This window comes from Streptomyces sp. NPDC048411, from assembly GCF_040704695.1.
Classification (GTDB): domain Bacteria; phylum Actinomycetota; class Actinomycetes; order Streptomycetales; family Streptomycetaceae; genus Streptomyces.
Genome location: NZ_JBEZKL010000155.1, coordinates 1 through 16,597 on the forward strand (window position 1 = coordinate 1; position 16,597 = coordinate 16,597).

Sequence of the window (16,597 nt, forward strand, 5' to 3'; positions counted from 1 at the left end):
CTTGCGGGCCGGGTCGGTGAAGACGCAGGAGGCGACAAAGAGGGGGACGTCGGCGCCGTGTTCGGCACGGGCGGTGCCGTTGAACGTCTGGATGTCACGGCTGCCGACCGTGCGGTGCTTCGCGTAGCGCTTGCACTGGATCACGATCTTCCTGCCGTCCGGGAGGCGGCCGATGACGTCGGCGCCCAGGTCGCCGGCACCGCCGACCCGCTGTACGTCTGTGCAGCCGTCCCGGCGGCACAGCTCAGCGATATACTCCTCGAACTCGCGGTCGTCCATCGCCCACACCGCGTCCAGCGACCGGCGCGCTTGCCGTCGCGCCTCTTCAGCCAGCCGCGCCTTCTCGGCTTGTGCTTCGCGTCGCCCGACGCGTACCAGGCCGGTGACGACGACCGCGGCCACCACGGCGGCTAACGCCACCAGCAGCACCGTTCCCATGTTTCTGCCCCTCCCGTAGTGCGGCTGTGTGCCGCCCTTGTTGCTCCCCATCCGGCGGTGGTTCTATCCGGTGAGGTTGGCCAGGTAGGAGGTGCCGGTGTTCCACGGGGTGAGTTCGACATCGAGCACCTCATGTCGCTGACGTCATGGCCGTCCGGAGCCCCGTCTGGGCGTCTGACACGGACGGAGAACTTCGTCGACCGCGCCGTGGGGCGTCCTGGTCTTGCACCGTGTCCGAACTTGTCCTCGTGCCGTCACTCGTCGCACCCCGGCCGGGCGTAGCCGTAGACGCAACGCGCGACAAAGTCCGGCCCCCGATGCTCACCTATCCCGTGCATGACAAGACCATTGCCAACACCATCGCCCCAGCAGCGCCCTCCGCCGAGATGGCCCAGCTGCTCGGCCCCACCCGCGCCGGGCTGCTCGCCGAGCTGGCACAACCCGCCTCCACACAGTTGGCGGCACGTCACTTCCTCAGCCCCGCCACGGTCTCGTACCACCTTGGCGTACTGCACCGGGCCGGCCTTATCGCCCGCGCCCGGTCCGGCCGATCGGTGCTCTACCGCCGTACGTCCGAAGGGTCCCGGCTGGCGAGAAGCCGGTAGGCGGGGCGGGGCAGCCTCCTCGGATCACCCCCGGCAGACGGCACTTTCCACTACGTCTCCACCGGCAGGCCCGAGGACATGGCCGGTCCCGTCCCACGCCACTCCCTCGACACCATCGGCCTCACTCTTACCCCGCCCCGGGACGCTACGGCCGCTACATGCGACTCCTCCTCCACCACGGCGGAGCACGCACCGATAGCTGGACCGCACACGACATCGGCACCGCCCTGCACCGGACCGGCGGGCCCGACCACACAGCAAGCCGCTGACCATCACAAACCCACACCAGACCTTTAGATGCCGGAGAGCATCACCAACACCACACCGCCGTTATCAACGAACCCCCAACAACCGCAGGCCAGACTCTCCGTTATCACCGCCTCCAGCTCCCCGGAAGCTGCCCGCTTCTTTATCAGAAAACTCCCAACACCCCGGCTCAAGTAACCCCCACTGCACCATCTACGAAACCCGGAATCACACTCGCCCGCCCCGGCGAACTGCCCGCCGGTCCCGTCCGGCAGACACCCGCCAGCTTCGACGGGCGGGCCTTCACCCCCACCACGGCGCTGCGGCCCGGTGAGCAGGTCCAGGTCGACACCACCCGCCTGGACGTCCTCGCCCTCTTCGATAACGGCACCCTCGCCCGCCCCGAACTGACCATCGCGGTCAACGTCGCCACCCGCGCCATCCTCGCCGCCGTTCTGTGCCCCAGTGCGACCAAGGCCGTCGACGCGGCCCTGCTGCTGGCGGAGATGGCCGTCCCGCACCCCGCCCGCCCGACCTGGCCCGACATCCTGCGCATGGACCACACCCGGGCGCTGCCCCACCAGCGGCTGGCTTCCCTGGACGAGCGCCTGGCCGGGGCGGCGGCCCGGCCGGTGGTCCTGCCGGAGACGATCGTCGTCGACCGGGGCAAGGTCTTCGTCTCCCGGGCGTTCACCGCCGCCTGCGAAACCCTCGGCATCAGCGTCCAGCCCGCCCCGCCCTTCGCTCCCACCGCCAAAGGCATCGTGGAGCGCGCCTTCGGCACCAGCCGGCACCACCGCCGGCACGGGCGGCGGCCCGGCCGAGCGCGGCGAGCGGGTGGTTGCCGGCGCGCCGGGCCCGCTGGCTGAACGTGCGCACGATCCGGGTGTGCGACCTGTTCGGCTGACAGTGGGCCCGGCGGCCGCGTTCCACCCCCCTGGGTGTGGCGGTATGGCGGCAAGGGGGACGATCTGTGACGGCGTCGCGCCGTCAGCCTCGCTGGTGCGCCGCCGCGTATCCCTCGGCCCGGTAGTCCTGCTGCCAACTGGCGGGGATACCGAGGGCGGTGGGGGCGTCGGCGATCCCGGCCCCCAGGCGGGGGTCGGCGCCGGGCAGGGGCTGGCAGGCGGTGCGCAGCAGCAGGTACAGCAGGTCGGCGCGGGCCGCGGCGCGGGGCACCGCCTGGGTGCGCAGGTGGTCGTGGTGGGCCAGCAGCAGCGCCGCCAGGCCGGTGACGTGCGCGGCGGAGATCGCCGTGCCGTCGACGGCGGCATAGCCGTCGCCGAGCGCGGTGGTAATGACCGCCGCACCGGGCGCCACCAGGTCCACGCCGGGGCCGGTGGGGGTGAACGGTGCCGGGTAGGGGCCGGGCCACGGCGGCTGCACCGCGGTGAGCGGGCTACTCACGGGATAGGTGCCGGTGTGCGCGATCGCCCCCACCGCCAGGACCCCCGGCAGCGCGGCCGGGTGGGTGAGAGGCCCGGCGGTGTCCCCGGCCGGGGCGATGACGCTGATGCCGGCGGCGTGCGCGTCGGCGAGTTTCCAGGCGGCCAACTGGGATGGTACGGGGTAGGCGAGGCTGATCTGGGCGATGTCGATGTCGTGGGTGATGCAGTAGTCGACCGCCTCGAGCAGGTCGCTGAGGTGCCCGCCGGGGAACAGTTTCAGGGCATGCACCTCGGCCTCCGCCGCGATCCCGGCGATACCGGCGTTGTTGTCCGCCGCGGCGACGATGCCAGCACACCAGGTGCCGTGCCCGGTCACATCGAGGCCCCAGGTGCCGTTTCCGGCGCCGGTGAAGTCGTGACCGTGCTGAACGGTGCTCTTGAGGTCCGGGTGGGCGGTGTTCACCCCCGAATCAAGCAGCGCGATCTTAATTCCGTCGCCGCGGTAGGTCGGCGGGATCTGATTGAGCCGCATCGCCTGGCTGCCCCAGCCGGTGAGCGCCTTGCCGGGGAAGCCCTCGAAGGTGTCCGCCAGGGCCTGCACCGTAACTACCGCCTCCCCGTTGCCCGCGGGTTGGGGGGTGCCGGTGCGGCCTGGCCAGTAGCCGGCCACCGGGCGGACGTAGAGGGCCTGCAGGGTGTCTGGGGTGTCCGCGGCCAGGGTCAGCGTCAGTCGCCCGTCCGGGCCGGTGATGCCATGCACGGGGCCACCGGTGCCGATCGCCCACACATGCGCCCCGGCCACCGCATCCCCGTCACCGCCCACCACGCGCAGCGTGAACTGTTCGGGCTCCTCCAGCGTGACCGCGAGCATGGGGTCGATCACCGGCACCGGGCCCACACCCACGGAGGGGATGGGGGTGTAGGACAGCGGCTGGTCGATCTCCACAACCACCTGCGGGTTCCCGGCCAGGGCGCGGGCCCGTTCCTGGGGCATCTTCACCACCGCGACCGGTGGGCAGGCCGGATGCGGCTCCGCGATCGCCCCCAACCCGCGCGACCGCGACGGGCGCACCTGCGCCACCGGTTCCACATCGGGGTCTTCCTCCAGCAGCTTGAACAGCGCCGAGGCCTCGATCGGCGGCACCCCACCGCCCAGCAGCCCCAGGGGTCGGGGCGCGACCAGGTAGCGGCCCCACCCCGCCCGCGCACCCCGACCCGGCACACCGGCCTCCGGCCGCTCGCGGCGTTCCCCGCCCGTGCCGCCCGCCCCGCCCGCGGCCGGCGGCTGCTGTTCGTCCTCGCCCACCGCGCCCTGCGCACGCGAGCTCTTCCCGCCCTTGCCGTTGCCCGGCTTCACACCGTTGCCGCCCTGCTCACTCATTCAGCCAACCGCCATCTCAACGTAAAGCGTCGTCGTACGCCCCGGATCTTCAGTGGCCGGCCGGGAAGCGGGCGTTCATGAGCTCCCCGGCCGGCGTCACGCCGCGCCTGAGGCCCTCGCGTGCCACGGCGCGGCGGGGTATCCGGCCGGGCAGGCCCGCTCCCCCACAGGGAGAAAAGGGAACGGGTGCCGCCCGACCGGGGTGCTCACATGCCCATAGGCGACAGCTGCCCGTACTGCGGCTGCTGCCCGAACATCCCCTGGCCCGGGAACTGTCCGAGCTGGCCCTGCGGCTGCATGCCCGGGAACTGGCCGAACTGCTGCTGGCCGTAACCACCGCCCGACGGCTGCTGGCTCTGCTGCACCAGCGTCAGGATCGCGATAGGCAGCGCCTGCTGCACGGACTGCTCCACAGCGCTGCGTACGCCCTGGAGCAGGGTGTGGTGCAGCGCTACAGCCAGGTACGGGTGCGCCTGGTGGGCCAAGCCCTGCTGCTGCAGCTGCTGCTGGACCTGCTGGATCTGCTGCAGCGTCTGCTGCAGGCGCTGCGCCACCTGCTGGCTCGCCTGCTGGCACGCCTGCTGGATCGACTGCTGGACCACCTGCGCGATCTGCTGCTGGCCGATCTGGCCCCAGGGCTGCTGTTGGCCGTACTGCGGCTGCGTGATCGGGGGCTGGCCGAACAGCTGCTGCTGGTTGTGCGGCTGCTGGGTCTGCGGCTGGCTGATCTGCTGGGGGGTGTAGACGGACATGCGGGACTCCTCCTTGAGCCTCTCGGTTTCGGAAGCACAGACGAGCGGCACGCCAAGAAAGCCAGGCTGCCGCCACCAAGCAGCAAAGCACCAACCGACCAAGAACACATTCCGGGACATACCGCCAAGCGACGGAGCCGCGTGACGGACGCGTTGACGAAGCCCACGGCCGCAGCATCCGCCCTGCGGCGCTGTCACGTTGATTGACCGGCGTGGGATGATCTTCGTGGAGGTCGTATCGGGGAGGGGCCTGCTCGTGTCGTCCGTGTCACCGTCGTACCGGGGCACCGGTACGACGGCGAGATCATCTCCCACTACGTGTGGCTGTACCACCGGTTCCCGCTGTCGTTACTTCGCCACTTACCGGGTCGACGGCTATACCGATGGCATGGTGCCCCCGACGCTCCCCGCGAACGTGGGCCACTACGAGGACACGTTCCGGAAGGTCGAGGACACCTGGTTCCTGGCCAACCGGGTCACGCTCCTGCCATTCGGCGGAGAGACGGTGCGTCTCAGCCACCCCGACCAATCATGACCTGAAGGCGGGGATTCCCTCCGAAGAAGAGGGATGGAGGACGGCCTCCACGTCGAGGACAAGCCGACACGTCATGGCCAGAGGCCAACACTCAGGCAGGTGTGCTGCCGTGGCGCGCGATGTTCGGTGCTCAGGTCTCTGGCGGGCATCCGCTCCCGGTGCAGGAGTCCACGGCCGGCCAACGCGGAGGTTGGTGTGTCTCCGGCCGGTGGGTGGTCCGGCCGGAGACAGGGACGGGCAGCAGGGTCCAGAGCTCGATCACGCCCTGCGCTGGTCAGGGCGTTGTCGAGTCCGTGGTGGCGTATGCCTCCAAGCGGTCGGCGAGTTGTCGGGGCCGTGCGAGAGCAACCATGTGGCCGCCGTCGATCTCGTCGGGAACGATCCCGAGGCGTTCGGCGACGACGCGGCGCATGAACGCGGCGGGGAGCAAGCGGTCGTCCCGGCACAGCAGGAACGCCGTCGGCGTCGAAGGCCACGCGGACAACGGCCAGGGCGCCGCGAACGGGGTCTCGGACTGCCGGCGACTGTGCTCGCGCGCCTGAGCGGCCAGCGCGGGCGGGACGTCATGGAAGAACAGGGCGTCCTCGTCATCGGGGTCCCGGCCGTCGCGCTCGTCCTGCTCGCGTCGGGCCTGTTCGTAACCTGTGTTGGCCCACCATGTGCCGGGAGCCTCGCCAAGCTGCGGGATCATCGCGGTCAGCAGCACCAGTCGCTCGACGGGGGCGCGCAGGCAGACCAGCGGCGCGGTGAATCCGCCGAAGGAGTGGGCGACCAGTACGGTGCCGGTGCGGTCGCCGATCGCGGCGGCCACCGTGTCGGCATACTCGGGCAGCCCGGCCGCATCGTCGTCGCAGGGCAACTCGGGCGTGGCCACGCGATGGCCGCGGGTGCGCAGCTCGTCGGCGAGCAGGTGCCAGTACCAGGAATCGGACCCGGCTCCGGAGATGAACACGTACTCGGTCATCACGCCTGTCCCCGCCGCGTGAACTCGGCGGCCGTGGAGTCACCGGGGAATCGGGTCTGGAAGTCCAGGACCCCCACCCAGGCGGGGCGCACCGCGATCCGGGCCATCCGCACACCAGGATGGTCGACGGCCGCGACCCGGGCCGCGCCCTCCTCCTCGTCACCGTAGCGGCGCATGGCCAGCGCGTACTCCGGGACGATCCCGTCGACATCGGTGACCTCGGCACGGCCACGGATCAACAGCGCCCGCGGCGGGGTCCCGGCGGCATCGATCGTGATCGCCACATCGGGCCTGGCCCGCAGCGCCGCGATCTTCCGGGCGGGGAAGAACGTGGACAGCACCACATCTTGCCCAGTCCAGTGGAACAGCATCGGGAACGCCCGTGGTGTGCCATCGGCTGCCACATACGCCACGCGCGCGAGCTCGGTCGAGGCCAGCAGGCCCTGCGCGATGTCGCTGTCCAGCAGGCGGACATCTCCCTGCCGCAGGGCCGCCAGCTCCTCGTGGGTCAGTGTGTGCACATTCAGCTCCTTGCCTCCTCGACCGCACCGGTTGCGGTCGTGCACTGTGAGACCACCCGAGCGCGGAAAAGGAATCGGAGCTATCAGGGCAGGGTCGCATGCAGGCCGAACGCGCCGAAGACACGGGGCTCGAACGCAACGATCTCGGTGATCTCCCCATCCTCGACTCGCAGCACGTTGAGCACCTGCGGCTGGTAGGCCGCCTCTCCCGGCAGCCGGATGTAGCCGGCCATGGCCGGCTGCCGGTTCGCCGCCACCGGCACACCCCGCCACTGCCCCCGATGCAAGGGCGACCCCGATCCCAGTGCGTTCCCGACGAAGGCGACGACGTCCGCCCGGCCGACGAAGGAGTACGGCAACGGTGGCATGGACAGCCGCACGTCCTCGCTCAGGAGCTCCGCCAACGCCGCGACGTCGGCCCGCTCGTGGGCAGCCAGGAAACGACGCAGCAGCTCCCGCTCCCGGTCAGCAAGGGGAGTGGCCGAGACCCGCCCAGCGCGGCGTTCTGGCAAGTGCTCCCGCAGCACCGGCCGTGCCCGCTGCAACGCGCTTTTCACCGCGGCCACGCTCGTCTCCAGCAGCGCGGCGGTTTCCGCCGCCGGCCAGCCGAGCATGTCCCGCAGAATCAGCACGGCCCGCTGGCGAGGCGGCAGGTGCTGGATCGCCACCACGAATGCCAGCTCGATGGTCTCCCTGGCGACGACCACGGCCTCCGGCTCCGCCTCCCGAGCAGCCACCGGCTCCAGCAACCGGTCCGGGAACGGCTGCAGCCACCCCACGTCGGCCGGTCGGCCGGACTCACCCGGTGTCAGCTGCCGCGGCTGCCGGTCGAGGAAGTCCAGGCACACGTTCGTCGCGATCCGGTACAGCCACGCCCGAAATGCGGAGCGGCCCTGGAAACTCCCGCGATAGCGCCACGCCCGCAGCAACGCCTCCTGCACCAGGTCCTCTGCATCGTCGAACGAGCCCACCATCCGGTAGCAGTGCACCCGCAACTCCCACCGATGCCGCTCGGCGAGCCCGGCGAACGCCGCCCCGTCCGCCGCTCGCACAGCGGCGAGCACCTCGCTGTCCACACTCGCCGGCCCATCCAACGCTCAGCTCCGTTGCTTTGATCATCAAGTGATTTCAGCAATCCCGATGTTTCCAACGGAATGGTCCGTAACGGGTCATCAGAGCGCGAGTTGCGCGCCGGTGTCCTGTTGACGGTCTCCCGTTTCCTTCCCGGCGCGGGGGCTGGGGATCGCGCCACCTGCCCGCCCCGTCCCGGCCTTGAGGCGCGGGCGGGTGACGCGGGTCTTCCGGTCGGCTCCACGGGGCTTCGACTTCGCCTTGGCGAGGTCCAGGTCTCCGGCCACTCCGGTACCTGTGGTGCGGGCCGCGAGGGCGACCAAGTTGTGTCCGGCGTTGGCGTCCCGGTCGAGGACGAGGCCGCAGTTGTCGCACTCGAAGATGCGCATGCTGAGGGGCAGTTTGGTTTTCACCGCACCGCAGCGGGAGCAGGTCTTCGAGGAGGGGTACCAGCGGTCGGCGACGATGAGTCGCGTGCCGCGCCGGCGGGTCTTGTAGGTGAGCTGGCGTCGGATCTCGCCGAACGCGGCGTCCGCGACGCGGCGGGACAGGCGCCGATTGCGGCCCATTCCGGCGACGTTGAGGTTTTCGACGACGATCGTGCCGTACTCGCGGGCAAGGCGGGTCGTCATCTGGTGGAGGGTGTCCTCGCGGAGGTTCGCGACCCGGTGATGGATCTTATTCCGCGCCTGACTGGCCTTCTCCCAGCGCTTCGACGCCTGCTGCCCGGTGCGCCGGTCGGGGCCACGGCGGCGGGAGACGGCACGGCTGGCGTGGCGCAGCTGTTTCTGCGCGCGGTCGAGATGGCGTGGGTTGGGTTCTGCGCCAAGGACACCGTCGCTGTCCGCGAGGACCGCTAGGGTCTTGATGCCGAGGTCGATGCCGACCGCCGCGTCCGGACGGGCAACCTTGACCAGCTCATGCTTCTCCTCGACCTGCAACGACACGAACCAGCGCCCCCGGTCAAGACGTGCGGTCGCGGACAGGATCCGCATGTTCCCGGCGTCGGCGAGGGCCCGCAGGTGGGAGGCGTCCTCGTGGAGGCGGACCGTGCCGATCCTGGGCAGGGTGATATGCCTGCCGTCAGGCTCGATACGGATCGTGCCGGTAGTGAACCGGCAGGTCAGGCGCGCTTTCCGCTTCGCCTTGAAGCGCGGGATGCCCATCGTGCGCCCCTTGCGCTTGCCGTTCTTCGACTTCGCATAGTTATCGAACGCGGCCGACGCGCCTGCCAGGCCGGTGTTGTATGCCTCCTTGGAGTTCTCCTCCCACCAGCCGGCGAAGCGCGGGTTGGTGCGCTTGTCCTCGTTGAACGCCTTCCGCAGCGAGGGCAGCGTCCACGACCGCCACTCAGTCAGCTCGTCCTCGGGGATGCCGTACGACTGCTCGGCCTTACGCTGCCACCACACGGCAGTGACGTGCGCGACCGCCCAGTTGTACGCGGCCCGCGCGGCACCTCCATGCGAGTGCAGGTGGCGGTTGGCCGTGGCATTCGGATCCAGCGCGAGCTTGTGCGCGAGGACGTTGAAGCCGGGCTGCGGCTTGAACTTCTTCATCCGACCACATCCGGGCCGGTGGTGGCGGCGATGGCCTGGGCGGCGCGATTCTTCGAGGAGCGGCGGCCGTACAGGCGTGCGCACATCGAGGTCAGGACCTCGGTGATGTCCCGTACGAGGTCGTCGGCGGTCTCCGCCGGGTCAAGGACGACCAGGCGTCGCCCCGAGGCCGAGAGGGCTCCTTCGAGGTGCTCGACGCCGAACCGGGCGAGGCGGTCGCGGTGCTCGACCACGATCGTGCCGACACCCGGGTCGGCGAGCAGTCGGTGCAGCTCGCGGCGGCGCCCGTTCAAGCCGGAGCCGACCTCCGTCACCACGTCAGCGACCGTGAGACCCCGAGCCGTTGCGCCCTGCACCGTCCGGGCGACCTGGCGCTCCAGGTCCGCTTTCTGGTCACCGGACGAGACACGGCAGTACGCCACGACCCGTCCCGCAGTCTGCGGGGCGGGCTCGGTCACGAGCCACGTACCCGACGGCGTCTGGACGACCGGGACCGGCATACGGCCCTCTTTCGCCCAGGTCCACGCGGTCTGGTAGTGCACGCCGTTGCGCGCTGCCCACTCGGAAAGCTTCACGACATCAGGTTATTCACTGAGGATGACGGATATCCACTGAAAAAAGCGGGAACTGTTGTTCACCCCTATCCGACCGCCACCGGTAAACCCTAAGGGCTGTCCCGCCGATGCCGATCCTCTGGAAGGGGGCCGCGCACGGCGACGGCGGCGGCGATGGTGATGGCCGTCTCAGACGTGCGCGAGGAGGCGCTCCAGAGGCCGGGGAACGCGCCCGGGGTCCAGATGCGCGACCAGCGCCTGCGCGTAGAGCGCCTTGCGACCGCTGTGCGTGCCCATGAAGCGTCGCAGCTGGTGTTCCACAGGCCGTTCCCGCTGTGCCGGCTGGCCCTGGAAGGTGTGGAAGGGGCGCATCTCACCCTGGGCCTCGATCACCTGCTGCACACCCTCGGCCCCGAGAGCGCGGATCAACTCGTCCTCCAGGTCGGCGACGCACACATGGAAACCGAGTGTCTCCAGTCCCGCGCGCGTGAGACCGGACCCGAGTCCGACCCGCTCCAGGTGACGCCGGAAGTGCCGCTCCTCGCCGATGTCGCAGAGACCGGCCAGCGGGAGGCCGAGCCCCGGAGGACCGCACACGTCCAGGAAGCGCCCGATGCTCATCGCGCCTCCGAGCGGTACGACCGCAACGCCCTCCGCATCGAGATCGCGGCCGTAGCGCGTGGCCAGCGCTTCGAGCGCGACCTGATCACTGCTCCCCTCGACGAGCACGACCATGCGCACACCGCAGCCGGCGAGCTCCCGCGCCACCGTGGCGGCCGCACCCGCCCCCGCTCCGCCGGCCGCCCACGCGACCAGCGCCAGGCCAAAACGCCTCAACTCGTCCACGAGACCTCGCTTCCCCACGCCATCCTGGCACGGCCGAAACCCCGTACGCACGCACGTTTTTTGGGGCGACGACTCAAGAAATCGGAGGAGGTGCGGCTTCGCGTAGCCGCCGTTCTTCTTCGCTGCCACCTGCGTGGCCCGCAGCGCGACGCGCGCAGGTCGACCCGGGGCACCTCACCCTTCCCATGGGCGAGGACGTAGTGCGCACTGCGGTCCGGTGCGGCGTAGAGCTGTGACATCGCCGGCTGCTGAAGTCGCGCATGGCGACTGCCCGATGCGGCACGGCGGAGTGCCACGGACCGGCCCCCTGGAGAGCCGTCACCGAACGGGACGCGAAAGCGGGAACCCAGAGCATCCAACACGGTTCCGGATGCGCCCAGTACACAGCAGTGGGTCCAGGGCTCACTCATGCGCACTGGACAGGAACGGTTCGAAGGACTCGCAAGGGCCGGGAACGACAGCACGATACCGAGTCCCAGAACAACACCAGGACGGGCCAGGGCAAGGCCGGCGGTGCCACAGGCACCACAGGAACCACACACGCTTCCTTCACGTCTAAGGCGATATCAAGGCAACAGCGCCGCCGACTCCGCTGACTTCGACGTCGCCGTCCCAGACCACTACCGCACCCACTCCCAGGCCCGGCTCCGGCCCCGGCCTGTCGCAGGAGAGCAGAAGGTCGTCTCCTCGCTGTGCGGTCAGCAGCACGCAAGCCGTGAGAGGCCACGTCACACGATGACCAGTACATCGAATAGGTCGACGCACCACACGAACACGATCGGCGCGCCGAGCCGGCGCAACACCGAGCTCGCGCTGCTGGTGTTCGCCGTAGTCATCCCGGTGTTCGCCTACGCCAACGTGGGCCTGGCCATCAACAGCCAAGTGCCGTCCGGCCTGTTGAGCTACGGCCTGGGCCTGGGCCTACTGGCCGGCGTCGCCCATCTCGTCGTACGGAAGTCCGCCCCGCATGCGGACCCGCTGCTGCTGCCGCTGGCCACGCTGCTGAACGGGCTCGGCCTGGTCGTCATCTGGCGACTGGACCAGTCCAAGCTGCTGCAGTCGATCAAGCAGGCGGGAACAGCCGCGCCACGGCAGCTGATGTACACGGCGATGGGCATCGCGCTGTTCATCGTGGTGCTGATATTCCTCAAGGACCACCGCGTCCTGCAGCGCTACACCTACATCTCCATGGTCGGCGCGCTCTTCCTCCTGCTGCTGCCGCTGGTCCCGGGCCTGGGCGCCGACATATACGGTGCCAAGATCTGGATCCACGTCGGCAGCTTCAGCATCCAGCCCGGTGAGTTCGCGAAGATCGTGCTCGCGGTCTTCTTCGCCGGCTACCTGATGGTCAAGCGCGACGCGCTGGCTCTGGCCAGCCGCCGCTTCATGGGCCTGTACCTGCCACGCGGCCGCGACCTCGGCCCGATCCTGGTCATCTGGTTCCTCTCGATCCTGATCCTGGTCTTCGAGACCGACCTCGGCACGTCGCTGCTGTTCTTCGGAATGTTCGTCATCATGCTGTATGTCGCCACCGAGCGGACCAGCTGGATCGTCTTCGGTCTGCTGATGTCCGCGGCCGGCGCCGTCGGCGTCGCCTCCTTCGAGTCGCATGTCCAGCAACGTGTCCAGGCCTGGCTCGACCCCATGCGCGAATACACGCTCAGCCACCAGGGCGTGGCCGGTCATTCCGAGCAGTCGATGCAGGCGCTGTGGGCGTTCGGCTCCGGCGGCACTCTCGGCACCGGCCTCGGGCAGGGTCACTCCGACCTCATCCGGTTCGCCGCCAACTCCGACTTCATCCTTGCCACCTTCGCCGAGGAACTGGGCCTGACGGGCGGCATGGCAATCCTGCTGATCTACGGCCTGATCGTGGAGCGCGGCCTACGCACCGCCCTCGCGGCCCGCGACCCATTCGGCAAACTGCTCGCCATCGGCCTGTCGGGCGCGTTCGCCCTGCAGGTCTTCGTCGTCGCCGGCGGTGTGATGGGCCTGATCCCGCTGACCGGTATGACGATGCCGTTCCTGGCGTACGGCGGTTCCTCCGTCATCGCCAACTGGGCCCTCATCGGCATCCTGATCCGCATCAGCGACACCGCACGCCGCCCCGCGCCCGCCCCCGAGATGCCCCAAACAATGCGCCCGTGAACAAGCCCAGCGTGTTCTTCCGCGACAGGTGGACTGGTTCGGCTTCCGGTTGCAGTGGGGCGCGCGGGGGACCGTCGGCCTTCGCTCACGGCGCGCAGCCGCATCCAGCCTGGAGGTCGCTGATGGCCGTAGCCGCAGTCGCGCAGCCGGAGGTGGGCGACCCCGGAGAGGTCGATGACCCTGGTGGTCTCGAACTCGCGGGTGCGGTCGCCCATCTCCTTGAACAGCCGCACTCCGAACAGCCGCACTCCACCGCCCGGCAGCACAGGGACCAGGTGGATCTGCAATTCGTCGCGGGTCTCGTGGCCCGCAGCCCGGAGCAGCGTTCGGGCCCGGCCGGTCATGGCCAGCCGGGCCCGGGCGGGAGGAGTCCCGCCGCCTCAGTGTGCTGCTATTGAGGTCAGAAGTTCAGCTTCCAGCTGTCGATGAAGCCGCTGTCGCCGCGGAACATGTCCTGGACCTTGAGCCTCCAGGTGCCGTTGGCGGTCTTCTTGGAGGCGTTCACGGTGTAGGTGGCGAGCACGTCGTCGGCCGAGTCGTTGATGTTGGAATCCTTCAGGCGGTACAGCGTGCCGTCAGGGGCCACCAGGTCGATGACCAGGTCACCGCGCCAGGTGTGCTTGATGTTCACGTCGACCTTGAGGGCACTCGGTGCCCTGCCGGCGATCCCGGTGACGTTGACGTCCGAGTAGACCGCGGCGCCCCCGTCGGGGATGGCGACGTCGGTGGTGTTCTCGAAGGTCTTGATCACGCTGACGACGTTCCAGGTGAACGTCGCGGTGGAGGAGGCGTTGGTCGAGTCCGTGACCGTGACCGTGACCGTGCTGGTGCCCAGCTTGGTGGGGGTGCCGGAGATCAGGCCGGTGGAGGCGTCGAGCGACAGGCCGGCCGGCAGGCCGGTGGCCGTGTAGGTCAGCGCGCCCGGGTTGGTGCTGGTGGCCTGGATCTGCAGGCTCGCGGACTTGTTGACCAGCGTGGTCTGGAGGCCGGGGTCGGTGACCGTCACGCCCTGGACGATGCGGGGGCCGACGTTGATGGCGGCCCAGGCGTTGGCGGTGTTGTTGTAGGTGTCGCTGCCGAGCCCGTACAGGTCGGCGGCCGCCTGCAGGGTGGCGGTGCGGGCGGCGGCGTAGTTGGTGGAGGAGGTCATGTAGGTCGACAGTGCGCGGTACCAGATCTTAGCGGCGGCGTCGCGGCCGATCGCGGTGACGGGCAGGCCGTCGGAGGTCGGGCTGTTGTAGCTCACGCCGTTGACGACCTTGGCGCCGCTGCCCTCGGAGGCCAGGTAGAACCAGTGGTTGGCCGGGCCGGAGGAGTAGTGGACGTCGATGCTGCCGATGCCGGAGTACCAGGCGTCCTTGGACGTGCCGTCCTTGCTCGGCTGGTCCATGTAGCGCAGGGGGGTGCCGTTGCCGTTGATGTCGATCTTCTCGCCGACCAGGTAGTCACCCGGGTCGGTCGCGGAGTTCACGTAGAACTCGACGGCCGCGGCCATGATGTCCGAGGTCGCCTCGTTGAGGCCGCCGGACTCGCCGCTGTAGATCAGGCCGGCGGTGTTGGAGGTGACGCCGTGGCTCATCTCGTGGGCGGCCACGTCGAGGGAGGTGAGCGGCTTGGTGTTGCCGGAGCCGTCGCCGTAGGTCATGCAGAAGCAGGAGTCGGACCAGAACGCGTTGACGTAGGCGTTGCCGTAGTGCACGCGGGAGTAGGCGCCGACGCCGTCGTTCCTGATGCCGTTGCGGCCGTGGACGTTCTTGTAGTAGTCCCACGTGGCCTGGGCGCCGAACGCGGCGTCAACACCGGCGGTCTGACGGTCGCTCGGCAGGCCGTTGCCCCAGACGTCGTCCGCGTCGGTGAACAGCGTGCCAGTGCCGGAGCTGCCGCCGTTCAGGTCGTACGTCTTGTGGCCGCCGCGGGTGCCGTCGGTCATCTCGTAGGTCGAGCCCGACAGCGTGGTGCCGAGGGTGACCTGCCCGTTGTACTGGCCGGTGCCGGTGCCGGTCTCGATGCCCTGGTACTCGAACAGTTTGGCACCGGTGGTGGCGTCGGTGATGACGTGCAGCTCGGACGGGGTGCCGTCGTGCTGCACGCCGCCGATCACGGACTCCCAGGCCAGCACGGGCTTGCCGGAGGCGGCCCAGACGACCTTGCGGACGGTGCCGGCCTTCGGGGCGGTGGCGCCCTTGGCCTTGGCGCGGTCGAGCGCGAAGGCCTTCGCCGAGTCGGCGCTCTTCACGGCGGTGGTCGATGCGACCTTCACCGTCGCCTTGGTCGCCTTGCTGACGCTCTTGACGGCGCCGTTCGCCGCCGCGTGGACGACGAGGTCGCCGCCGAGGACCGGCAGGCCCGCGAAGGTCCGCTCGTAGCGGGTGTGCACTGTGCCGTCGGCGTCCTTCAGGACGGACTTCACCAGCAGTTGTTCCTGGCCGCCCAGGCCCAGGGTCTTGGCGGTGGTGGCGACGGTGGCCTGCGCGTCGGCGAGCAGCGTGGCGCGCTCGCTCGCGCTGAGCTGGACCTGCAGCGCCCCGGCCTGGACCTTCGCCTTGGGCGCGTCGGCCTGGGTGCCGGCGGTGGCGGGAGTGGGGAGCGCAACGGCGATCATCGCGGCGGCCGCTATGAGCGCGCTCGCGGCAACAGCTTTACGGGGGGTCGTTCTCACTCGGAACTCCTTCTGCGGCGACCGGGGTTGCGGCCGGTGACAGCCCGGGCAGGGGGTACTGCCCGAGTAGAGCTGGTGGTGCGGTGAGGAGGACATGACCGCAGCGGTGCGAGATCCCTGTGGGGAACGTCCAGCCCCGCGCGGCCGGAGAAGAGTCTGCCATTGTCGACCTGTGCATGTCACGTCCTTGATGGGGTCGGGTTCCTGACATCCGGATTCCGACAGCCCGGGTGATTTCCTCCGGTCCTGGCCGCCGCGCACGGTGGTGCCGCGGCGGTACTCCGGCACCGCCGGATCGTCCGCACCGCCTGGCCCGCCTTCACGTCGGTGCTGCGCCGACCGGCCTCCGGATCCGGTCCGTCAGGATCCGTGTCCTCTCGTCGAGTTCGTCATCGACGCCCGCGCCCGAATCGGCTGCACCGCACCGATCGGCTCGGCCGGCGAAGACCGGATCCGGCGCCTGACCGCCGCACTGCCGCCGGCGAGGACACCTTCCACGGCCTCATCGAAGTACTCCACGACCTCGTCAGCCGCCCCCGCATGCGGCGGTATCACAGCTGCAGCGGCTGCGGCTGGCACCACTGGGAGTTCCACAACGGCCCGGCCCGCATCCTGTACCGGTGGAGGGCCGACCAGTTGCTGCGCGAGGCCGGCGTCGACTGTGAACTCGCCGCGCAGGGCGAGGACCTCGGTCACCTGGTCGCCGTCACCGACGACGCCCGCAGCCGGCTGGTGCATCGCGCCCAGCAGCTAATACAGGGTCTTCTCCCGCAAGGACCCCGCCCCGGGGGGGTCCGGGTGTGTCAATTTAACGGGTCTGGCCCGTAGTCGGTGGTGACGTCGTGTAGCCGTCTCGATCATGATCTTGTGATGGATGTCAACTCTCTTGTGGCTACGGTATTTTCGGGTCTGGCAGCAGTGATCATCGAGGACGTG

Annotated in this window: 13 protein-coding genes and 3 pseudogenes; 6 read left to right on the forward strand and 10 right to left on the reverse strand. The window is 69.7% G+C overall.

Annotation, left to right across the window (positions count from 1 at the left end; genetic code table 11):
* On the reverse strand, positions 1 to 438 hold a 438-nt coding region (locus tag AB0915_RS33780), incomplete at its 3' end, for a restriction endonuclease (RefSeq protein ID WP_366694693.1).
* Between the two features lie 317 nt (positions 439 to 755).
* Here AB0915_RS33780 and AB0915_RS33785 point away from each other — a divergent pair.
* Both AB0915_RS33785 and AB0915_RS33790 read left to right on the forward strand, forming a co-directional pair.
* Positions 756 to 1,043 (forward strand): winged helix-turn-helix domain-containing protein, encoded by a 288-nt coding sequence (locus tag AB0915_RS33785; RefSeq protein ID WP_366694694.1) that lies wholly within the window; start codon positions 756 to 758, stop codon positions 1,041 to 1,043.
* Positions 1,044 to 1,609: 566 nt separating this feature from the next.
* Positions 1,610 to 2,074, forward strand: a pseudogene (locus AB0915_RS33790) (transposase); the annotation flags it as partial.
* A gap of 205 nt (positions 2,075 to 2,279) precedes the next feature.
* On the opposite strand, the gene AB0915_RS33795 reads toward AB0915_RS33790, so the two are convergent.
* Together AB0915_RS33795 and AB0915_RS33800 are read right to left on the reverse strand one after the other, a co-directional pair.
* Complete coding sequence (locus AB0915_RS33795; protein WP_366694695.1) at positions 2,280 to 4,058, reverse strand: S8 family serine peptidase; 1,779 nt, start codon at positions 4,056 to 4,058, stop codon at positions 2,280 to 2,282.
* Positions 4,059 to 4,264: 206 nt separating this feature from the next.
* Positions 4,265 to 4,810, reverse strand: coding sequence for a hypothetical protein (locus AB0915_RS33800; RefSeq protein WP_366694696.1), 546 nt, complete (start codon positions 4,808 to 4,810; stop codon positions 4,265 to 4,267).
* A 349-nt stretch (positions 4,811 to 5,159) separates the two neighbouring features.
* Here AB0915_RS33800 and AB0915_RS33805 point away from each other — a divergent pair.
* Positions 5,160 to 5,345 (forward strand): annotated as a pseudogene (locus AB0915_RS33805) (nuclear transport factor 2 family protein); the annotation flags it as partial.
* A gap of 274 nt (positions 5,346 to 5,619) precedes the next feature.
* On the opposite strand, the gene AB0915_RS33810 reads toward AB0915_RS33805, so the two are convergent.
* The 6 genes from AB0915_RS33810 to AB0915_RS33835 all read right to left on the reverse strand — a co-directional run bounded on the left by AB0915_RS33810 (position 5,620) and on the right by AB0915_RS33835 (position 10,857).
* Positions 5,620 to 6,309: an alpha/beta hydrolase gene (locus tag AB0915_RS33810; protein WP_366694697.1), complete on the reverse strand. Its 690-nt coding sequence runs from the start codon at positions 6,307 to 6,309 to the stop codon at positions 5,620 to 5,622.
* Positions 6,309 to 6,830 carry a pyridoxamine 5'-phosphate oxidase family protein gene (locus tag AB0915_RS33815; protein WP_366694698.1) on the reverse strand — a complete coding sequence of 174 codons (522 nt, stop codon included), beginning with the start codon at positions 6,828 to 6,830 and terminating at the stop codon, positions 6,309 to 6,311. Before AB0915_RS33815 ends, AB0915_RS33810 begins: the two co-directional genes overlap by 1 nt.
* 83 nt (positions 6,831 to 6,913) lie before the next feature.
* Positions 6,914 to 7,906, reverse strand: coding sequence for an RNA polymerase subunit sigma-70 (locus AB0915_RS33820; protein WP_366694704.1), 993 nt, complete (start codon positions 7,904 to 7,906; stop codon positions 6,914 to 6,916).
* A gap of 96 nt (positions 7,907 to 8,002) precedes the next feature.
* Positions 8,003 to 9,457 (reverse strand): IS607 family element RNA-guided endonuclease TnpB, encoded by a 1,455-nt coding sequence (gene tnpB, locus AB0915_RS33825; RefSeq protein ID WP_366694699.1) that lies wholly within the window; start codon positions 9,455 to 9,457, stop codon positions 8,003 to 8,005.
* Complete coding sequence (locus AB0915_RS33830) at positions 9,454 to 10,032, reverse strand: IS607 family transposase (protein ID WP_366694700.1); 579 nt, start codon at positions 10,030 to 10,032, stop codon at positions 9,454 to 9,456. The genes tnpB and AB0915_RS33830 overlap by 4 nt, the downstream gene beginning before the upstream one ends.
* A gap of 168 nt (positions 10,033 to 10,200) precedes the next feature.
* Entirely contained in the window at positions 10,201 to 10,857 is a 657-nt protein-coding gene (locus AB0915_RS33835; RefSeq protein ID WP_366694705.1) for an ATP-dependent endonuclease, read from the reverse strand.
* A gap of 735 nt (positions 10,858 to 11,592) precedes the next feature.
* Here AB0915_RS33835 and AB0915_RS33840 point away from each other — a divergent pair.
* Both AB0915_RS33840 and AB0915_RS33845 read left to right on the forward strand, forming a co-directional pair.
* Positions 11,593 to 13,002 carry an FtsW/RodA/SpoVE family cell cycle protein gene (locus AB0915_RS33840; protein ID WP_366694701.1) on the forward strand — a complete coding sequence of 470 codons (1,410 nt, stop codon included), beginning with the start codon at positions 11,593 to 11,595 and terminating at the stop codon, positions 13,000 to 13,002.
* 122 nt (positions 13,003 to 13,124) lie between these two features.
* Positions 13,125 to 13,400 carry a hypothetical protein gene (locus AB0915_RS33845; RefSeq protein WP_366694702.1) on the forward strand — a complete coding sequence of 92 codons (276 nt, stop codon included), beginning with the start codon at positions 13,125 to 13,127 and terminating at the stop codon, positions 13,398 to 13,400.
* A gap of 2 nt (positions 13,401 to 13,402) precedes the next feature.
* On the opposite strand, the gene AB0915_RS33850 is transcribed toward AB0915_RS33845, so the two are convergent.
* The gene (locus tag AB0915_RS33850; protein WP_366694703.1) at positions 13,403 to 15,661 is read right to left on the reverse strand and encodes a M4 family metallopeptidase; all 2,259 of its coding nucleotides are present in this window, start codon (positions 15,659 to 15,661) and stop codon (positions 13,403 to 13,405) included.
* Positions 15,662 to 16,144: 483 nt separating this feature from the next.
* Between AB0915_RS33850 and AB0915_RS33855 the strand changes: the two are divergent.
* A pseudogene (locus AB0915_RS33855) lies at positions 16,145 to 16,405 on the forward strand (hypothetical protein); the annotation flags it as partial.
* Positions 16,406 to 16,597 lie beyond the last annotated feature (192 nt).